This window comes from Nocardioides convexus, from assembly GCF_011090295.1.
Window position 1 is genome coordinate 1866692 of the sequence record NZ_JAAMYA010000001.1, and the last position, 16871, is coordinate 1883562.

Below are 16871 nucleotides of genomic sequence, written 5' to 3' on the forward strand. Positions count from 1 at the left end.
CAGCCGATCATACGGAGAGCAGCACCGACGAGCCGTGCCCGAAGAGCCCCTGGTTGGCGGTGATCCCGACCTTCGCGCCCTCGACCTGGCGACCGGTCGCCTGCCCGCGCAAACTGCCAGGTGAGTCTCGCAGACCTGCGCGATCGCCTGCGCCGGGACGGCCTCGCCGAAGCAGGCCAGGCCGCCGGACGGGTTGACCGGGATCCGGCCGCCGATCGTCGTCTCCCCCGCCCGGAGCAGCACCTCGGCCTCGCCGCGCTTGCACAGCCTGCAGGTCCTCGATCCAGTCCAGCTCCAGTGCGGTGGACAGGTCGTAGACCTCGGCGACGTCGACGTCCTCGGGCCCGATCCCCGCCTCGTCGTACGCCGCCTGTCCGATCGCCTCCTTGAACGTCCGCTCCGGCGCGCCGGCCACCGCAGAGCAGTCGGTCGCGAGCAGCGGCATGTCGATGACGGTGTTCGGGAAGGTCGGGGTGACCGTCGAGACGGCGGCGACCCGCACCGGCTTGGCGATGCCGTGCCCGCGTGCGTACTCCTCGCTGCACAGCACCACGGCGGCCGCGCCGTCGGAGGTCGCGCAGATGTCGAGCAGGTGCAGCGGGTCGGAGACCACGGGCGAGGCGAGCACGTCCTCGACGCTCGCCTCCTTGCGGAAGCGGGCGTTGGGGTTGGCCAGGCCGTGCCGGGCGTTCTTGACCTTCACCTGCGCGAAGTCCTCGTTGGTCGCGCCGTAGAGGTCCATCCGGCGCCGGGCGTAGAGCGCGAAGTACGCCGGGTTCGTCATCCCGAGCAGCCGGAAGCGCAGCCAGTCCGGGTCGCTCCAGCGCTCGCCGGCGTTCGGCGCGAGGAAGCCCTTGGGCGTGGTGTCCGCGCCGACGACGAGCGCGACCTCGGACAGCCCGGCGAGGATCCGGGCGCGAGCGGTGTCGATGGCCTGGGCGCCGGTCGCGCAGGCGGCGTACGACGTCGCGATCCGCGCGCCGTTCCAGCCCAGCGCCTGGGCGAAGGTCGAGCCGGCGACATAGCCGGCGTAGCCGTTGCGCACCGTCTCCCCGCCGACCACGAGGTCCACGTCGGCCCAGGCGATGCCGGCGTCGGCGAGCGCGGCGCGGGCCGCGTGCACGCCGTACTCGGTGAAGTTGCGGCCCCACTTGCCCCACGGGTGCATGCCCACCCCGGCGATCGCGACGCTCATGACGCCCCCCTGCCCGGCGACCGGCTTCCAGCGGTAGGTCGTGCGCTCGCCGGTCTCGTCGGTGTGCAGCGTCTCGACCACGAGCTCGACCTCGGCCCCGACGCGCAGGTCGGCGACGCCGAAGCCGTCGGCGACCTGGCCGAGCACGACCAGGCCCTCGGGCAGGCTCGACCGCGGCCAGCGCGAAGGGGACATACGGGTCCGCGGCGGGGACGTACGGCGCCGGGGGCTGGTACTGCGCGTCGGTGTAGGACCACACGGTCCCGCGCCGCGAGAGGGCGACGGAGGCGTGCTCCTCGCCGGCGCAGGCCGGGTTGCGGCAGAAGGACAGGGCGTCCTCCGCGACCGGCGGGAACACGACGTTGCTGCACGCGGTGCACCGCGAGGCGAGGAGCGTGGGCTCCGTGCCGGTGGTGAACCAGCCCTCGACGACGGGGGTGGCGGTCACGGGACCTCCTGAACTAGAACGTGTTCTACACCCTAGCAAGGGGGCTGGTACGCCGCGCGCGCCGGACCACGGTGCGTCAGCGCGTCCAGCGTGAGCGCGATGGTCGTGCGGTTGGTCGGCACGAGCAGATGGTCGGCGATCGCGAGCGGGCACTTCGCCTGGATGGTGAGGTTGGTGGTCAGCGGGCCGGCGGCGAGGTAGCCGGACGTGTGCGGGACGACCACCTCGTCGTACCGGGTGGTGATCTGGGTGTAGGCTCACCGCGCCCGGCGTCTCGTCGCCGGCGTTGAGGTGGGCCAGGAACGCCGAGCCCCAGGCCTGCTGGTTGCAGGCGACGCAGACCGCGCCGGGCAGCAGGTCGGCGATCGGGTTGAACGCCGGGAGCAGGCGCGTGCCGTGGTTGGAGGGCGCGATCCCGACCAGGTCGTCGACGAAGGAGGCGCCACCCAGGAACTTGATGTAGTAGCGCGGCATCATCCCGCCCTGCGAGTGCCCGACCAGCGAGACCCTGGCGGCGCCGGTCGCGGCGCGCACCTTGGCGACGTAGGCCTTCAGGCTCGCCGGCGGACCTCACGATGTCGCCGGTGCCGCGGTTGCCGTAGTCGAGGGAGAAGACGCAGAAGCCCCGGGCCTTGATCGCCTTCGCGAGCGGCTCGAGCAGGTGGCGCCGGTCGCCGAAGGTGCCGTGGACGAGCACGACCGGCGTGGGCCGGGCCGCGGTCGGCCGGCAGGACCAGTCGTTGGTGCCGGGGATGTCGCCCTCGGGGGCGGTCGGCAGGGCCGGCAGGATCGTGTCCGCCTGCGCGGGTGCGGCGGTGAGGACGCCGAGGACGATGAGCAGGGAGACGAGGAGGGAGCGCACGGCAGCATTCAACGCGCGAACGTGACCGCTGTCACGCCCCGGCCCGGATCACCTCGGTCGGGATCAGTCGTCGCCGGGCTTCTGCTTCGGCGGCGGCGCGGGCTGCTTGCAGATCACGGTGTCGGCCGGCGTGTAGTTCGTGTGGAACTTCTCGGTGTGGTCGATCGCCGAGGAGCCGTGCTTGCGGAAGATCCGGGTGACGTCGACCTGGAAGCCGGAGGAGCCCGTGTGCGGCTCGCAGTCGGAGGTGGTCAGCGTGCGGGTCGCGGGGGCGACGTAGGCGTAGCGCGCGGAGGTCTTGGAGTCGATGTCCCAGACCTTGGTGGACCACATCTGCACGGTGACCGTGCCCTGGCGGGAGGAGCCTGCTCGGCTCGATCCAGGCGTGGATGAGGACGCCGTGGTCGGTGTCGTTCTGGAAGCGCAGGTCGACCGTCGGCCAGGCCACCGTGGCCTCGCGGCCGACCGGGTAGCGGTCGATGTAGAACGAGTGCGGCTTGTGCTGGATGTCCTTGAGGCCGGCGAAGAACATCGCGTTGAAGGTCGTCGTCGCCATCTGCGAGACGCCGCCGCCGAGGTCCAGGCCTTGAGGATGCCGTTGCTGATGACGTAGCCCTCGGTGAAGCCGTTCTCGGCGGTGCGCTCCCCCACCAGGCTTTGTTGAGGGAGAACTCCTCGCCCGGCTTGAGCACCGTGCCGTCGATCAGGCTTCGCCGCGCGGCCGATGTTGGTGTTGCGGTAGTCGGCGTGCGGGTAGTGCGTGGAGAACTCCGAGACCTTCTCGACGATCTTGAGGTTGGTCGCGTCCTCGGTGGTGAACGCGGCCTCCTTGACCTTCGCGTCCACGGTGCCGCTGCGCTTGCCGGCGGGCTGGGTGAGCAGGCCCTGGAAGACGTCGGCCACCTGCGCCGGGTCGAACTCGACCCCCGGCTTGGCCGGCACCACGCGCGGCTTGCCCTTCACCAGGCGCACGGTCGCGTCGACCGGCTTGCCGTCGGAGGTCGCGCTCGCCACCAGCCGGGTGAGCACGGCCTGGTCGACGACCGGGACCAGGGCGCCGTTCTCGGGCTTCATCGACAGCGCCGCGGCGAACCTCGCCGGCGCGAGGACGACGTTGTTCTTGCCGAAGGCGAGGGTGACCGGCGCGGCCATCGCGGGCTCGGCGAAGGTCTTGACCGCCTCGGCGACCTCGGCGGCGTCCACGTCCGGCTGGGCCTTGGTGACCTCCAGGGTCACGTCGTCCTTGCCCGAGAGGAAGGCGTCGGTGAGCGTCTCGCGGGCGGCGTCGGCGTCGATCGCCTGGCCGGCGACGGGCGGGACGGTGTCCACGCCGTCGGCCGAGAAGCGCACCTGACCGTCCTTGGGCGGCGTGCCCAGGCCCTTCGAGAGCGCGGCGAGGCGGTCGTCGAAGCGCGCCTGGTCGACCCGTACGACGGCGGCGGTGTCCTCGCCGCCGGCGAAGTAGTCCCACTGCCGCTTCGGGCTCCAGCTCGACCCCGCACCCGCCGCGTCCACCGAGGCGGCGTAGTCGATGCTCATGCCGATCGCGGACGGCCGCACGGTGGTGTCGTCGGCGGCGTCCTCGCCGGGCAGGCTCGTGCTCCACCCGCACCTTCACCGGCGCGTCGGCCCGCGGGCCCAGGCTCGCGCTCGAGCTTTGTCGATCGCGGCGGAGCGGCTCATCCCGCCCACGTCGACGCCGGAGACCTTCGCGCCACGCGGGAGGCTTTGTCGCCTGCGACGGCGTGCGCGGCGGCGTACCCGCCGACGACGAGCAGCAGGAGCACGACGACGACCGCCACCACGGCCTTGCCGCCGGGGCGTTCGCGCTTCTCGGCGCCGTCGCCCGAGATCCCGTGCCACATCGTCACGCGCGCCATCCTAGGGAGGGCTCGCGAATGCTCCGGAATCGCCGGTGGCCGGGGTGGGGGATTCCCTAGGATGCGGCGTGCCCCCGAGCCCAGGAGACCTCCCGTGGCGTCCTTCCCGCTGCAGCCTCTCGGTGCGAACCCGTTCGACGACGAGAACCCGCACTACTACGTCTTCTCGCTGACGACCCCGCGCCCGGCCGCGGAGGTGTGGGCGGACCTGCACGGGGAGCGGCCGCTGCGCTGGTGCAAGGGCCTGCACAGCGTGCGCTGGACCTCCCCCGCCCCGTACGGCGTCGGCACCACCCGCACGGTCACGCTGGCCAACCGGGTCACCATCCACGAGCGGTACTTCCGCTGGGAGGAGGACCCCGAGCGCGGCTACGTCAACGCCTTCGTCGTCGAGTCCGCGACCGTGCCGCTCTTCCGCCGGCTCGGCGAGCGCTACACGGTCGTCCCGTCGGCGGGATCGAGCACCTTCACCTGGGAGCTCGTGATCGAGCCGAACGGCCCGGAGCCGGCCCGCCGGCTGGCCGCGCGGATGGTCGCGCACACCGTCGCCGGGCTGCGCCGGGACACCCTCGCGCACTTCGCCGCCTCCGGAGCCTGATCCAGGTCTGCTCCAGGTCTTCCGCTCGGACCCCCTCATCGGATAAGAATTTCCTGCCCGGGGACATCGGACGTCGCTTCATCTCCATCAACGCACGTCCATCGAAGGGAAGTTCTCGGGATGAACCCCACCCCCCGTCGCCGTCCGGCGGCCCTGCTCGCCGCCTCGGCGACCGCCCTGCTCGGCCTGCTCGGCCTGACCGGCCTGACCGGCCTGGCCGGCCTCACCGGTCTGCCGGCCCAGGCCGCGCCCACGGCCGACGCGCCCGACGTACCCGTCGCCAACGTCCAGGCCCACCTGCAGAAGTCTGCAGGACGTCGCGACGGCCAACGGCGGCAACCGGCGTGCCGGGAGCGCGGGCTACACGGCCTCGACGAGCCTACGTGAAGTCCACCCTGGAGGCGGCCGGCTACACCGTCACCCTGCAGCGCTGCACCACCTGCACCTACCCCTCCGACAACGTCATCGCCGACTGGCCCGGCGGCGACGCGACCAAGACCTACGTCTACGGCGCCCACCTCGACAGCGTCTCGGCCGGGCCGGGCATCAACGACAACGGTTCCGGGTCGGCGATCCTGCTCGAGAACGCGCTCCAGCTCGCCAAGGCCAACCCCGCCATGACCGGGCACGCGCGCTTCACCTGGTGGACCGACGAAGAGCAGGGCCTGAACGGATCGGCGTTCTACGCCAAGAGCCTGACCGCCACCCAGCGCGGCCAGATCAAGGCGTACTACAACTTCGACATGGTCGCCTCCACCAACGGCGGTTACTTCATCAACCACATCACCAGTGCCGCCGCCGCGCCGATGAAGGCCTACTGGGACTCCCTCGGGCTGCAGCCGGAGGAGAACGTCGAGGGCGCGGGCCGCTCGGACGACTACTCGTTCGAGAACTACGGCATCCCCACCTCCGGCTACGCGATGGGCGCCAGCGCCCGCAAGACCTCCGCGCAGGCCGCCAAGTGGGGCGGCACGTCCGGCGCGTCGTACGACCCCTGCTACCACTCGGCGTGCGACAAGTACCCCTCGAACATCAACGCCACCGGGCTCGACCGGTCCGCCGACGGCCTCGCCTACACGATCTGGCACACCGCGGTCGACGGCGGCGGCACGCCGCCCGCCGGTGGCGCGCTGACCAACGGCGGCTTCGAGTCCGGTGCGACGGGTTGGACGGGCACCACCGGCGCGATCACCAGCAGCGCCAGCAAGCCCGCGCACACCGGCTCGTGGAAGCCTGTGGCTCGGCGGCAACGGCAGCCCCGCCAACGAGGAGGCCTCCCAGTCCTTCGCCGTGCCCGCCAGCGCCACCAGTCCGACGCTGACCTACTGGATCCGCATCGACACCGCCGAGAGCGGCAGCACGGCCTACGACAAGGCGACGGTGCAGGTCAACGGGACCACGAAGCACTCCTACTCCAACGCCTCCACCCCGAAGGCCACCTGGTCGCAGAAGACGATCGACCTGAGTGCCTACAAGGGCACGACGATCACCTTGAGGTTCGCCGCGACCGAGGACTCCTCGCTCCAGACGAGCCTTCGTCGTCGACGACGTCGCGACGAGCTTTCTGAGCCGGGAGTCTCAGGCCTCCTCCGCCTGGTCCGCCTGGTCCGCCGGTCGCCGGCGGACCAGGCCGAGGCATCCCCCGGCGAGCACCAGCATCCCCACGACCAGCAACGTGTAGCCGTGTGCGTCGGAGGCGACCAGGTAGTCCCCCTCCGGGCGCCGGGTGGTGGCCAGCCACAGCACGCCCACCCAGCCGAGCGCGAACGGAAGCCGGGCCCACCAGCCCGGCGGCAGCGCGACCAGGGCCGCGGCCGTGGTCACCGTGCCGAGGACCAGGCCCCAGGTGTAGCCGTGCAGCGCGACGGTGCACACCGACACCGCTGCGCCGGCGAGGAGCGCGAGCACGGCGAGCACGCCGCGTCGCAGCAGCGTCATGGCGTCGTACCGGACCGGTCAGCCGGGGATGCCGGCGAAGAGGTCGCTCTCCCAGCCGGTGTCCGGGTCGAGGTCGCCGGGGGTGCCCTTGACCAGACGGTACTGCTCGCGCCCGAAGGCCTCCGCGCCCTGGTTGTTGGACAGCGCGAAGAACGGACCGTCGGTGGTGATCTGGGTGGCGTGGGCGCGCAGGGCGTCGAGCTTTGCGCTCCACCTGCGCGCTCGCGTCGACCTCGCACGAGATGTCTTCGTCGGGACGGAACATCGGCGGCAGGTCGCCGTCGGGGTCCATCCCCTCGAAGGTCGTGGTGTCCCCCGACGCGCGGATCCGGCGCAGACCCTCGCGGATCCGGCTCTCCGAGATGGCGCCCCAGTAGATCTTGCTGATCTCCCAGGCCTCCCCCAGGTCCCGTCGGTACGACGGCGCGGCGGCCGCCTGGGCGCCGTACATCGCCACCCGGTGGGCCTGGATGTGGTCCGGGTGGCCGTAGCCGCCGAACTCGTCGTAGGTCACCAGCACCTGCGGGCGCACCTCGCGGATGATCTCCACCAGGTGCGTCGCGGCCTCGGTGAGGTCGGCGTTCCAGAAGGCGTTGTCGTGGATGTCGTCCGCCGCGATCGCGTGGCCGTCCTCGTGCCACTTCATCCCCGAGTCGCGGTAGGTGCCGAAACCGCCGAGGAAGCGGTGGTCCGTCACGCCGAGCGCCTTCATCGCCGCGTCGAGTCTCACCGCGCCGGTGCTCGCCGAGCCGGTCCTCCTTGTCAGCGGCCAGGTGCTCCAGACTCGGGCACCAGGATCTCGCCCATCTCGCCCGCCGTGCAGGTCACCAGGGTGACGCCGCGGCCCTCGGCGACGTACTGGGCCATGGTCGCGCCCTGGCCGATCGACTCGTCGTCAGGGTGGGCGTGGACGAGCAGCAGTCGGTGTGCTGCGGTTTCGCTCATGATCTGGAGCGTAATGATGGGGCCCATGACGCACACCCTCGGGCGCCTGGTTCCGGTCCCGGCCCTGGTCCTGATGGCCTCCACGCTGGCCGGCTGCGGCCTGCTCGACGGCAGGCTCCCACCTGGAGGAGTCGCTGGAGTACCTGCCGGCGGGCACGACCTCGGTCACCTTCGTCGACCGCGGCGAGGCGGGCGACGACTTCGGCACGGCGCTCACCGTCTGGGACCGGGCGATGGACGGCGCAGCCTTCCACGACAAGGACATCGAGTGGGAGGCCACGGGCACCGGCGACGACGGGCTGGCCCGGGTGTGGAAGATGTCGCGCGACCTCGACTTCGACAAGGTCGCGAAGGACCTCCTCGACGCGGGCTACGAGCGCTCCGGCCCGAAGGACCGGCCGGTCTTCCACGCCGATCTCCAGAAGGCCGACGCCGACGGCCTCGTCGGCGGGCGCTACCCCTCCCAGCCTGCTCGACATCGCCCTGGTCGCCGACGAGTCGGTCATCGTCACCGGCGGCGACGTGGAGGCGGCGGCCGAGGCGACGACCGACGAGAAGGACTCGCTCGCCGACGACGGCGGCTTCGGCGACCTGCTCGACCAGGCCGGGGACCAGGACGGCCTCGCCTACGCCGCCGTCTCGGTCCAGCCGCTGTGCGGTGCCGGCGGGCGGACCACCCCCGCCCAGGCCGAGCAGACTGTACGGCGACCTCGGCACGCCCGACGGCCTGGCGCTGTTCGCCCGGCCCGGCGACCCGGTCCGCGCGGTCCGGCTGTTCGAGGGCGACGGCGCCGAGCAGGACGAGAAGGCCCTCGGGACCTTCCTGGAGGACAGCGCCGCGCGCACCGGGCTCGACGTCGACCTCACGGTCTCCCGCGACGGCCACGCGGTGCGGGCCGAGGCGCCTTGGGCGGACCGGCAGCCGCTCGTCGCAGCCTGGGCCCGCGGCGAGGGTCCGTTCGCCTGCGCGGCGCGCTGAGCGCTACTCCGGCCGCTTGATCCGCTTCGGGGCCTCGGGCAGCACGAGCGGCGGCGCCGGGGTGGAGGGCTCGTCGCTCTCGTCGTCCAGCCAGCCGTCGTACATCTCCACGAGCAGGTCGAGTCTGCACCTCGGGCGCGTCGGTGAGCACCGCCCACGGGTGGTCCTCGTCGTCGTCCTCGCCGGCCAGCCGCTCGCGCACGACCTCGGCCTGGTAGCCGCCGCGCACCAGCGCGAGCGCGGCCGAGCGCGCCTGCTCCTCCTCGAAGAAGATGCCCCTCACGGCTCCATTCTGGCGCAGGCCTCCTCGGGACGTCGGCTAGGTTGACCGCCGTGGCCGGACTGCACCTGACCCGCACCGAGGAGAACGTCGCGGAGATCGACGCCCTGGCGGCGGCGCTCGCGGCCGACGGCGGCGGCCGGGTGGGCATCGACGGCATGGTCCCGGACCTGGCAGGCCGCTTGCGCCGTACCTGGGCACCCAGCCCGCGGCTGCTCGGACGCAAGGTCACCGCGGCCTACACCTGGGACGCCCACGACCGGCGCGACCCGGCCTGGATGCCCCAGGGCATCACCACCTCGGCCGAGACCGGCTTCCGGGCACGGCACGGGCGCGACGTGCTGGCGACGTCGTGGTACTCCAAGCAGGGCTCCGGCTCGCGGATCAGCGTCGTCGACGTGGAGCGCCGTCGCTACGGGCACGTGCTCCTGGTGACCCCGACCGTGAAGAACGGCGTGCCCGGGCTCAGCCCGTTGAAGGTGCACGCCGGGGGGGATCGTGTGGCACGGCGGCTACCTGCACGTCGGCGGAACCGGCAAGGGGCTCTACACCTGCCGGTGGGAGGACCTGCTGCGGGTGCCCGCCGGCTCGTCGTACGAGACCTGGGGGCACCGGTACGTCCTGCCGGTCCGGTTCATCTACAAGGGCGTGAGCGACGAGGGCGTCTCCCGGCTCCGGTTCTCCTTCTTCACCATCGACCGCAGCCGTGAGGACCCGGCGCTGGTGGTCGGCGAGTACGGCTCGCCGAAGCAGACCCGCCGCTTCGCCCGCTTCGAGATCGACCCGGCCACGCACCTGCTGACCGGCGACGCCGAGGGCCGCTACGTGCCGGAGATCGACGAGCGCGGCCAGGCGCGGATGCAGGGCGTCGCGGTCGTGGACGGGCGCTTCTACGCGACGGCCTCGCGCACGCCCGTCTTCCCCGGCTCGATGTACGTCGGCACGCCGGGCGGCTTCCGCGAGCACCGCTGGGCCACCCCGATCGGCCCCGAGGACCTGGTCTGGTGGCCGGAGACCGAGTCCCTGTGGTCGGTGACCGAGCACCCGCACCGGCGCTGGATCTTCGGGATGCGCCGCTCCGGACTCGGTTCCTGACCCGAACCGGGACGTAACACGCCCGACGCACACCGCTCCTAGGCTGCGCCGGGTGATCCTGCAGCCCGGGGCCGGACCGATCCGGTCGGCGACGTACCTGCCGGCCGAGCCCGGCACGGTGCACTGGGGCCGGCTGCCCTGCGCCACCGACACCCCGGTGCTGAGCGTCGACCCGGGCACGGAGGTCACCTTCGACACCGTCAGCCACGAGGGGATCCTGGAGGACCAGGGCCGCGACCCGCGTACCTTCTTCGGCCGGCACGGCGTACCGGACGGGGAGGTGCTCGACGACGCGGTGGCGCTCGCGGCGTCCGCGCTGCCGCGCACGTTCGGCGTGGACGGGCCGCACGTGGTGTCCCGCCCGGTGCGGGTGCGCGGGGCACGAGCCGGCGACCTGCTCGCGATGACCGTCGTCGAGACCCTGCCCCGGGTGGCGTACGGCGTGGTGTCCAACCGTCACGGCAAGGGCGCGCTGCCCGGTGAGCCTGCCGGCGGACGGTCGCACCGTCTCGGTCTTCGCGGAGGTGTCCGACGACGGCACCCGCGCCCTGCTCCCGCTGCGGGAGGGTGGTGAACCCGTGGTGTCCTTCCCGCTGGCGCCCTTCCTCGGGATCATGGGCGTCGCGACGGCCGCGCCCGAGCGTCCCCACTCGGTGCCACCGGGTCCCTACGGCGGGAACCTCGACATCAACCTGCTGACGGCCGGCGCCACGCTCTACCTCCCGGTGCAGGTCGACGGCGCCCTCGCCTACGTCGGCGACCCGCACTTCGCGCAGGGCGACGGCGAGGTCTCGCTGACCGCGCTGGAGGCCTCCCTGCGCGCGACGGTCCGGCTCGACGTGGTGCCCCGCGAGGACGCGGTGCGCCGCTTCGGCGAGCTCGCGGGCCCGTTGGCGGAGACCGCCGAGCACCTCGTCCCGACCGGGCTCGACCCGGACCTCGACGTCGCGGTGCAGAACTGCGTGCGCGCGGCGATCGGGCTGCTCGGCGCCCGCTACGGCATGGCGCCGCACCTGGCCTACGCCTACCTCAGCGCCGCCACCGACTTCGACATCTCCCAGGTCGTCGACGTGGTCAAGGGCGTGCACGCCCGGATCCGCAAGAGCGACTTCCCGGCAGGGCCGTGAGCCGCTGGGACGAGCGGGTCTGGCAGCCTGCGCGGCGACCCGCTGCTGCACGGGAGCCCGACCGGTCCGCTGGCCGGCGAGAGCGTCGCCGTCAAGGATCTCTACGACGTCGCCGGGCTCTCCGTCGGCGCGGGCAACCCGGCCCGGCTGGCCGCCACCACGCCGGCCGAGGCGGACGCGCCCGTCGTGGCGGCGTTGCTCGCCGCGGGCGCGTCGCTGCGCGGGATCACCCAGACCGACGAGTTCGCCTACTCCCTGGCCGGCACCAACGCCCACTACGGGACGCCGCCGAACCCGGCCGCGCCGGGCCGGATCAGCGGCGGCTCCTCGTCGGGGTCGGCAGCCGCCGTGGCGCTGGGTGAGGCCTCGATCGGCCTGGGCACCGACACCGGTGGCTCGATCCGGGTCCCGGCGGCGTACCAGGGGCTGTTCGGCATCCGCACCACCCACGGAGTGCTCCCCCGCGACGGCGTTCTTCCGCTGGCACCGACCTTCGACGCGGTGGGGTGGCTGACCCGCGACGCGGGCCTGCTGGCCCGCGTCGGCGCCGTCCTGGTGCCGGGCACGACCACCGCCGCCGGCCGGAAAGCCTGGTCACCGTGCCGGCACTGCTGGAGCTCGCCGAGGTCGAGGTGGCCGCGGCGGTCGCCGGCTGGCAGCCGCGGACGCTGCGACCGGTCGGCTGGCCGGTGCAGGAGGCTGGCGGGCTGGCGCGACGCCTTCGTCACCCTCCAGGCGTGGGAGGCCTGGCGCGAGCACGGCACGTGGCTGGCGGAGCGGCTCGGCACCCTGGGCCCGGACGTGCGCGGCCGGTTCGAGCGTGCCCGCACGATCGGCGCGGACGAGGCGGCGACGGCACGCGCGGTGGTCGACGCCGCGCGGGACACGATCCGTGAGCCTGGTCGGCGACCAGGTCGTCGTCCTGCCCGCAGGCTCCCACGGTGGCCCCCCTGCTCGGCGACGGGCTGGCCGCGCGGCTGCAGGAGACGCGGGAGGCGACCCTCGCGCTGACCTGCGTCGCGGGCATCGGGGGGCTGCCCGCGGTGACCGTGCCGCTGCGCACCTCCACGGGCCTGCCGTGCGGCGCGTGCCTGCTCGCGGCGCCCGGGCGCGACCACGACCTGCTCGACCTCGCCCGCGAATTGACCTGACTGAAACGATTGTTTCGATCTCGCTTCACAGGGAGGATCTAGTTTCAGAGCCGTGAGCGAGGAGGCCCTGTGCTGATCGAGGAGTTCAACGCCCTGCCGGACGCGGAGGCGGCGGAGGCGCTGCGGGCCTGCGTGGCCATCGACGGGTGGGTGGGCGCGCTGTCCGCCGGGCGGCCCTACGCCACGGCCGCGAGCCTGCTCGACACCGCTCGTGAGCAGGTGGCGGGATGGACGCCGGCCGAGGTCGAGGGGGCGCTCGCCGACCACCCGCGGATCGGCGAGCGCCCCACCGGAGCCGGTACGACGGCCGCCCACTCGCGCCGCGAGCAGGCCGGCGTCGACGCCGCCGACACCGGCCTCGCCGCCCGGCTCGCTGCGGGCAACGCCGCCTACGAGCAGCGCTTCGGCCGGATCTACCTGGTCCGCGCCAAGGGCCGCGACGGCGAGGAGCCTGCTCGCGCTCCCGGAGCAGCGGCTCGGCAACGACCCGGCCACCGAGCTCGACGTCACCCGGCAGCAGACTCGGGGAGATCGCCCTGCTCCGGCTCGCGGACCTGGTCGGCGCGGACGCGGAGGTGCTGCGGTGAGCACGGCCTCCACCCACGTTCTCGACGCGGTGCTGGGCCGTCCCGCGGCGGGCGTCGCGGTCGTCCTCGCCGACGCCTCCGGCGTACCGGTCGAGGAGGCCGTGACCGACGCCGACGGCCGGGTCCGCTTCGCCGCCGACCTCGCCTCGGGCGAGCACCGCCTGTCCTTCGTGACCGGTGCGTGGTTCGCCGCCCAGGACCGGGCGAGCCTTCCACCCGCGGGTCGAGATCACCTTCGCGGTGACCGACGGCGAGCACCACCACGTGGCGCTGCTCCTCAGCCCGTTCTCCTACACGACCTACCGGGGGTCCTGATGGGCGGCTACGAGCTCTCCGACCTCCAGCACGGCAAGGCCGAGTGCCGGCTGGTCACCGTCGAGCGCGCCACGGCCGACCACGTCCTGCGCGACCTCACCGTGACCACCCAGCCTGCGCGGCGACTTCGCCGCGGCCTACACCGACGGCGACAACAGCCACGTGCACGCCACCGACACCCAGAAGAACACCGTCTTCGCCCTCGCCCGCGAGCACGGCGTGGGCGCGACCGAGGACTTCCTGCTCACCCTGGCGGGCCACTGGCGCGCGCAGGAGTGGGTCAACGGCACCTGGTTCGGCGCCGAGCAGCACACCTGGGACCGGCTGCCCACCAACGGGCACTCCTTCGCCCGTACCGGCGGCGCTACCCGCACCGCGTGGGTGCAGACCTGGGGCGAGGAGACCCACGTCCTGGCGGGCGTGCGCGACCTCGTGCTCCTCAAGAGCACCGGCAGCGAGTTCCACGGCTTCCCCCGCGACCGCTACACGACGCTCGGCGAGACCGACGACCGGATCCTGGCGACCAGCGTCACCGCCACCTGGCGCTACGCCGACGCCGCCGGCGCGTGGGACGCGCGGCACGAGACGGTGCGCGAGGCGCTCGTCGAGGCGTTCGCCCGCACGCACAGCCTCGCTCTCCAGCAGACCATCCACGCCATGGGCGAGGCCGCGCTCGACGCCTGCCCCGAGGCCGTGGAGATCCGCATCTCCTGCCCCAACAAGCACCACTTCCTCGTCGACCTGAGCCCCTTCGGGCTCGACAACCCGGGCGAGGTGTTCGTCGCCGCGGACCGGCCCTACGGGCTGATCTCCGCGACGCTCTCGCGCGCCGACGCGCCCGCGGCGCCGCAGGCATGGGCCGGGATCGCGCCGTGACCGAGACCGTCGCCGCGCGCCGGGTGCTCGTCGAGGGCGCCTTCGCGCCCGCCACCCTGCACCTCGCGGACGGCAGGATCACCGCGATCACCCCGTACGACGCGGGCGCGGCGCTGGTGCTGCCCGGCACGTCGTCCCTGCTGCCGGGGGTGGTGGACACCCACGTCCACGTCAACGAGCCGGGCCGCACGGAGTGGGAGGGCTTCGCGACGGCGACACGGGCGGCGGCGCTCGGCGGGGTGACCACGCTCGTCGACATGCCGCTGAACTCCGTGCCGCCGACGACCACCGTCGAGGCGCTGGAGCGCAAGCGCGCGGCCGCCGCGGCGCAGGCGGCGGTGGACGTCGGCTTCTGGGGCGGTGCGGTGCCGGACAGCCTGGGTGGCCTGGAGCGGCTGTGGGAGGCGGGGGTGTTCGGCTTCAAGTGCTTCCTGTCACCGAGCGGCGTGGAGGAGTTCCCCGCGCTCGACGCCGGCCAGCCTGCTCGTCGCACTGAAGGAGGTCGCCTCCTTCGACGGCCTGTTGATCGTGCACGCGGAGGACGCCGCGGTGCTCGACGCGGCGCCCCACCCCCGAGCCGGGCGTACGCCGACTTCCTGCTCAGCCGTCCCGACGAGGCCGAGCCTGGCGGCGATCCGGCGGCTGCTCGACGGGGCGCGGGAGACCGGCTGCCGGGTGCACGTGCTGCACCTGTCCAGCGCGCGGGCGCTCGACCTGCTCGCCGGCGCCCGGGCCGAGGGGCTGCACGTGACGGTGGAGACCTGCCCGCACTACCTGTGCCTGGCCGCCGGCGAGATCCCCGACGCCGCGCCCGAGTTCAAGTGCTGCCCGCCCATCCGCGACGAGGGCAACCGGTCCGCGCTGTGGGCGGGCCTCGCCGACGGGGTGATCGACGTCGTGGTGAGCGACCACTCCCCCACGACGCCGGCGATGAAGGGAGCCGGTGGCGGCGACCTCCAGCAGGCCTGGGGCGGGATCGCCGGGCTGCAGGTCGGCTTCGCCGCCGTGGCCGACGAGGCGCTGCGCCGCGGCCACGGCCTGGAGCAGGTCGCCGGCTGGATGGCGACCGGTACGGCGGACCTGGTCGGGCTCGCCGCCAAGGGCCGCATCGCCGTCGGCGCCGACGCCGACCTGGTCGCCTACGACACCACGGTGCCGCTGACCGTGGACGCGGGCCGGCTGGCGCATCGCAACCCCGGCTCGGCGTACGACGGCCGGAGGCTCGCAGGATCGGTGACCCACACCCTGCTGCGGGGAGAGCCGGTCGAGGAGGGCACGCGACGCGGCGTGCTGCTGGAGAGGACGGCCTGATGGACGAGATCGCACCCCCGCCGCGGCTGCTGATGGGCCCCGGCCCGATCAGCGTGGACCCGCGGGTGCTGCGGGCGATGGCGGCGCCCCTGGTCGGGCAGTTCGACCCGTTCATGACCGCCACCATGAACGAGGTGATGGCGCTCTACCGCGAGGTCTTCGCCACCGGCAACGAGCAGACGTTCGTGGTCGACGGCACCGCACGGGCCGGGATCGAGGCGGCGCTGGTGTCGCTGATCGAGCCGGGCGACCGCGTGCTGGTGCCGGTGTTCGGGCGGTTCGGGCACCTGCTCACCGAGATCGCGCGGCGCTGCGGCGCGGAGGTGCACACCGTCGAGGTGCCGTGGGGCCAGGTCGTGGCTCCCGAGCAGGTCGAGGCCGCGATGCGCGCGGTCCGGCCCAAGGTGCTCGCCTGCGTGCAGGGCGACACCTCCACCACGATGTGCCAGCCGCTCGCCGAGATCGGCGCGCTGTGCCGCGAGCACGACGTGCTGTTCTACTGCGACGCCACCGCCTCGCTCGGCGGCAACGAGTTCCGGGCTGATGCCTGGCACCTCGACATCGCCACCGCCGGTCTGCAGAAGTGCCTGGGCGGGCCGTCCGGCTCCGCGCCGATCACGCTGTCACCGCGCGCGGTGGAGGTCGTCGGCGGGCGCCGCCACGTCGAGCAGGGCATCCGCGAGGACGGCGACGAGCCGACCGGTCGGGTGATCGCCTCCAACTACTTCGACCTCGCCATGGTCATGGACTACTGGGGCCGCCGCCGGCTCAACCACCACACCGAGGCCACCTCCATGCTCTACGCCGCCCGCGAGTGCGCCCGCCTGCTCGACGCCGAGGGCGTCGAGGCCGCCGTGGCCAGGCACGAGCCTGCACGGCCGGGCGATGCTGCAGGGCGTGCGGGGTCTCGGCCTCGGCGTCTTCGGCGACCTCGCGCACAAGATGAACAACGTCGTCGCCGTCGAGATCCCCGAGGAGCTCGGCGCGGCCGGCGGTGACGCCGTGCGCGGACGCCTGCTGGAGGACTTCGGCATCGAGATCGGCACCTCGTTCGGCCCGCTGCACGGCAAGGTCTGGCGGATCGGGACGATGGGCTACAACGCCCGCAAGGATGCGGTGCTGACGACGCTGGCGGCCCTGGAGCAGGTGCTGCGGGCGGCCGGCGTACGAGTGCCGGCGGGCGGGGGCGTCGCGGCGGCCCAGGAGGTCTACGCATGACGAGCGCCGCCGTCGTCCTGGCGCGCTGCGCCGAGTCTCGCCACCATCTCGGCCTCCCCGGACTGG

The 16871-nt window shown here is 73.4% G+C and carries 19 protein-coding genes and 6 pseudogenes; 17 read left to right on the top strand and 8 right to left on the bottom strand.

All coding sequences use genetic code 11. The annotated features are described in order from the left end of the window. Positions 1 to 7: 7 nt before the first annotated feature. From G5V59_RS13905 to G5V59_RS13925, 5 genes and pseudogenes are all read right to left on the bottom strand, one after another. Entirely contained in the window at positions 8 to 1390 is a 1383-nt protein-coding gene (locus tag G5V59_RS13905) for a lipid-transfer protein (protein WP_278256855.1), read from the bottom strand. Between the two features lie 285 nt (positions 1391 to 1675). Continuing rightward, on the bottom strand, positions 1676 to 1867 hold the full coding sequence (locus G5V59_RS13910) for a hypothetical protein (protein ID WP_278256856.1): 192 nt from the start codon (positions 1865 to 1867) through the stop codon (positions 1676 to 1678). A 100-nt stretch (positions 1868 to 1967) separates the two neighbouring features. After that, a pseudogene (locus G5V59_RS13915) lies at positions 1968 to 2177 on the bottom strand (lipase); the annotation flags it as partial. A gap of 391 nt (positions 2178 to 2568) precedes the next feature. Then, a complete protein-coding gene (locus tag G5V59_RS13920; protein ID WP_278256857.1) occupies positions 2569 to 4065 on the bottom strand; it encodes a peptidoglycan binding domain-containing protein in 1497 nt (498 codons plus the stop codon). Positions 4066 to 4119: 54 nt separating this feature from the next. After that, on the bottom strand, positions 4120 to 4368 hold the full coding sequence (locus G5V59_RS13925; protein ID WP_278256858.1) for a hypothetical protein: 249 nt from the start codon (positions 4366 to 4368) through the stop codon (positions 4120 to 4122). Positions 4369 to 4479: 111 nt separating this feature from the next. On the opposite strand from G5V59_RS13925, the gene G5V59_RS13930 reads away from it, so the two are divergent. From G5V59_RS13930 to G5V59_RS13940, 3 genes are all read left to right on the top strand, one after another. Continuing rightward, entirely contained in the window at positions 4480 to 4983 is a 504-nt protein-coding gene (locus tag G5V59_RS13930) for an SRPBCC family protein (RefSeq protein WP_278256859.1), read from the top strand. A gap of 120 nt (positions 4984 to 5103) precedes the next feature. Then, the gene (locus G5V59_RS13935; protein WP_278256860.1) at positions 5104 to 5370 is read left to right on the top strand and encodes a hypothetical protein; all 267 of its coding nucleotides are present in this window, start codon (positions 5104 to 5106) and stop codon (positions 5368 to 5370) included. Then, positions 5367 to 6551 (top strand): M28 family peptidase, encoded by a 1185-nt coding sequence (locus G5V59_RS13940; protein ID WP_278256861.1) that lies wholly within the window; start codon positions 5367 to 5369, stop codon positions 6549 to 6551. Before G5V59_RS13935 ends, G5V59_RS13940 begins: the two co-directional genes overlap by 4 nt. A 10-nt stretch (positions 6552 to 6561) precedes the next feature. On the opposite strand, the gene G5V59_RS13945 is transcribed toward G5V59_RS13940, so the two are convergent. Then, positions 6562 to 6921 (bottom strand): hypothetical protein, encoded by a 360-nt coding sequence (locus G5V59_RS13945; RefSeq protein ID WP_278256862.1) that lies wholly within the window; start codon positions 6919 to 6921, stop codon positions 6562 to 6564. A gap of 18 nt (positions 6922 to 6939) precedes the next feature. Continuing rightward, positions 6940 to 7866, bottom strand: a pseudogene (mshB, locus tag G5V59_RS13950) (N-acetyl-1-D-myo-inositol-2-amino-2-deoxy-alpha-D-glucopyranoside deacetylase). Between the two features lie 25 nt (positions 7867 to 7891). Between mshB and G5V59_RS13955 the strand changes: the two are divergent. Next, positions 7892 to 8845 (top strand): hypothetical protein, encoded by a 954-nt coding sequence (locus G5V59_RS13955; protein ID WP_278256863.1) that lies wholly within the window; start codon positions 7892 to 7894, stop codon positions 8843 to 8845. On the opposite strand, the gene G5V59_RS13960 is transcribed toward G5V59_RS13955, so the two are convergent. Next, positions 8730 to 9128 (bottom strand): hypothetical protein, encoded by a 399-nt coding sequence (locus tag G5V59_RS13960; protein ID WP_278256864.1) that lies wholly within the window; start codon positions 9126 to 9128, stop codon positions 8730 to 8732. The genes G5V59_RS13955 and G5V59_RS13960 overlap by 116 nt on opposite strands. A 50-nt stretch (positions 9129 to 9178) precedes the next feature. Between G5V59_RS13960 and G5V59_RS13965 the strand changes: the two genes are divergently transcribed. The 13 genes and pseudogenes from G5V59_RS13965 (at position 9179) to G5V59_RS14025 (ending at position 16805) form a co-directional block, all read left to right on the top strand. Then, complete coding sequence (locus tag G5V59_RS13965) at positions 9179 to 9835, top strand: hypothetical protein (RefSeq protein WP_278256865.1); 657 nt, start codon at positions 9179 to 9181, stop codon at positions 9833 to 9835. After that, positions 9774 to 10220 carry a hypothetical protein gene (locus tag G5V59_RS13970; RefSeq protein WP_278256866.1) on the top strand — a complete coding sequence of 149 codons (447 nt, stop codon included), beginning with the start codon at positions 9774 to 9776 and terminating at the stop codon, positions 10218 to 10220. Before G5V59_RS13965 ends, G5V59_RS13970 begins: the two co-directional genes overlap by 62 nt. A 52-nt stretch (positions 10221 to 10272) precedes the next feature. Beyond that, the gene (locus G5V59_RS13975; protein WP_278256867.1) at positions 10273 to 10794 is read left to right on the top strand and encodes a hypothetical protein; all 522 of its coding nucleotides are present in this window, start codon (positions 10273 to 10275) and stop codon (positions 10792 to 10794) included. Beyond that, positions 10745 to 11347, top strand: a complete 603-nt coding sequence (locus G5V59_RS13980) for an acetamidase/formamidase family protein (RefSeq protein WP_278256868.1) — start codon at positions 10745 to 10747, stop codon at positions 11345 to 11347. Before G5V59_RS13975 ends, G5V59_RS13980 begins: the two co-directional genes overlap by 50 nt. Positions 11348 to 11416: 69 nt before the next feature. Then, entirely contained in the window at positions 11417 to 12358 is a 942-nt protein-coding gene (locus G5V59_RS13985) for an amidase family protein (RefSeq protein WP_278259842.1), read from the top strand. 272 nt (positions 12359 to 12630) lie between these two features. Further along, positions 12631 to 12888 (top strand): annotated as a pseudogene (locus G5V59_RS13990) (2-oxo-4-hydroxy-4-carboxy-5-ureidoimidazoline decarboxylase); the annotation flags it as partial. Positions 12889 to 13114: 226 nt separating this feature from the next. Next, a pseudogene (locus G5V59_RS13995) lies at positions 13115 to 13228 on the top strand (hydroxyisourate hydrolase); the annotation flags it as partial. A gap of 97 nt (positions 13229 to 13325) precedes the next feature. After that, on the top strand, positions 13326 to 13400 hold the full coding sequence (locus G5V59_RS14000; protein WP_278259843.1) for a hydroxyisourate hydrolase: 75 nt from the start codon (positions 13326 to 13328) through the stop codon (positions 13398 to 13400). Positions 13401 to 13562: 162 nt separating this feature from the next. Next, the gene (gene pucL / locus G5V59_RS14005) at positions 13563 to 14276 is read left to right on the top strand and encodes a factor-independent urate hydroxylase (protein WP_278256869.1); all 714 of its coding nucleotides are present in this window, start codon (positions 13563 to 13565) and stop codon (positions 14274 to 14276) included. 197 nt (positions 14277 to 14473) lie between these two features. Then, positions 14474 to 14584 (top strand): annotated as a pseudogene (locus G5V59_RS36665) (hypothetical protein); the annotation flags it as partial. 439 nt (positions 14585 to 15023) lie between these two features. After that, positions 15024 to 15587 carry an amidohydrolase family protein gene (locus G5V59_RS14015; RefSeq protein ID WP_278259844.1) on the top strand — a complete coding sequence of 188 codons (564 nt, stop codon included), beginning with the start codon at positions 15024 to 15026 and terminating at the stop codon, positions 15585 to 15587. A gap of 173 nt (positions 15588 to 15760) precedes the next feature. Beyond that, positions 15761 to 16585, top strand: a pseudogene (locus G5V59_RS14020) (aminotransferase class V-fold PLP-dependent enzyme); the annotation flags it as partial. Then, positions 16530 to 16805 carry a hypothetical protein gene (locus G5V59_RS14025; protein ID WP_278256870.1) on the top strand — a complete coding sequence of 92 codons (276 nt, stop codon included), beginning with the start codon at positions 16530 to 16532 and terminating at the stop codon, positions 16803 to 16805. The pseudogene G5V59_RS14020 and the gene G5V59_RS14025, both read left to right, overlap by 56 nt. The last annotated feature ends 66 nt before the right edge of the window (positions 16806 to 16871 follow it).

Coding starts and splice junctions, on each gene's coding strand:
- G5V59_RS13905 (WP_278256855.1), bottom strand. CDS start 1,390: ATGTCCCCTTCGCGCTGGCCGCGGTCGAGCCTGCCCGAGGGCCTGGTC.
- G5V59_RS13935 (WP_278256860.1), top strand. CDS start 5,104: ATGAACCCCACCCCCCGTCGCCGTCCGGCGGCCCTGCTCGCCGCCTCG.
- G5V59_RS13945 (WP_278256862.1), bottom strand. CDS start 6,921: ATGACGCTGCTGCGACGCGGCGTGCTCGCCGTGCTCGCGCTCCTCGCC.
- G5V59_RS13955 (WP_278256863.1), top strand. CDS start 7,892: ATGACGCACACCCTCGGGCGCCTGGTTCCGGTCCCGGCCCTGGTCCTG.
- G5V59_RS14025 (WP_278256870.1), top strand. CDS start 16,530: ATGAACAACGTCGTCGCCGTCGAGATCCCCGAGGAGCTCGGCGCGGCC.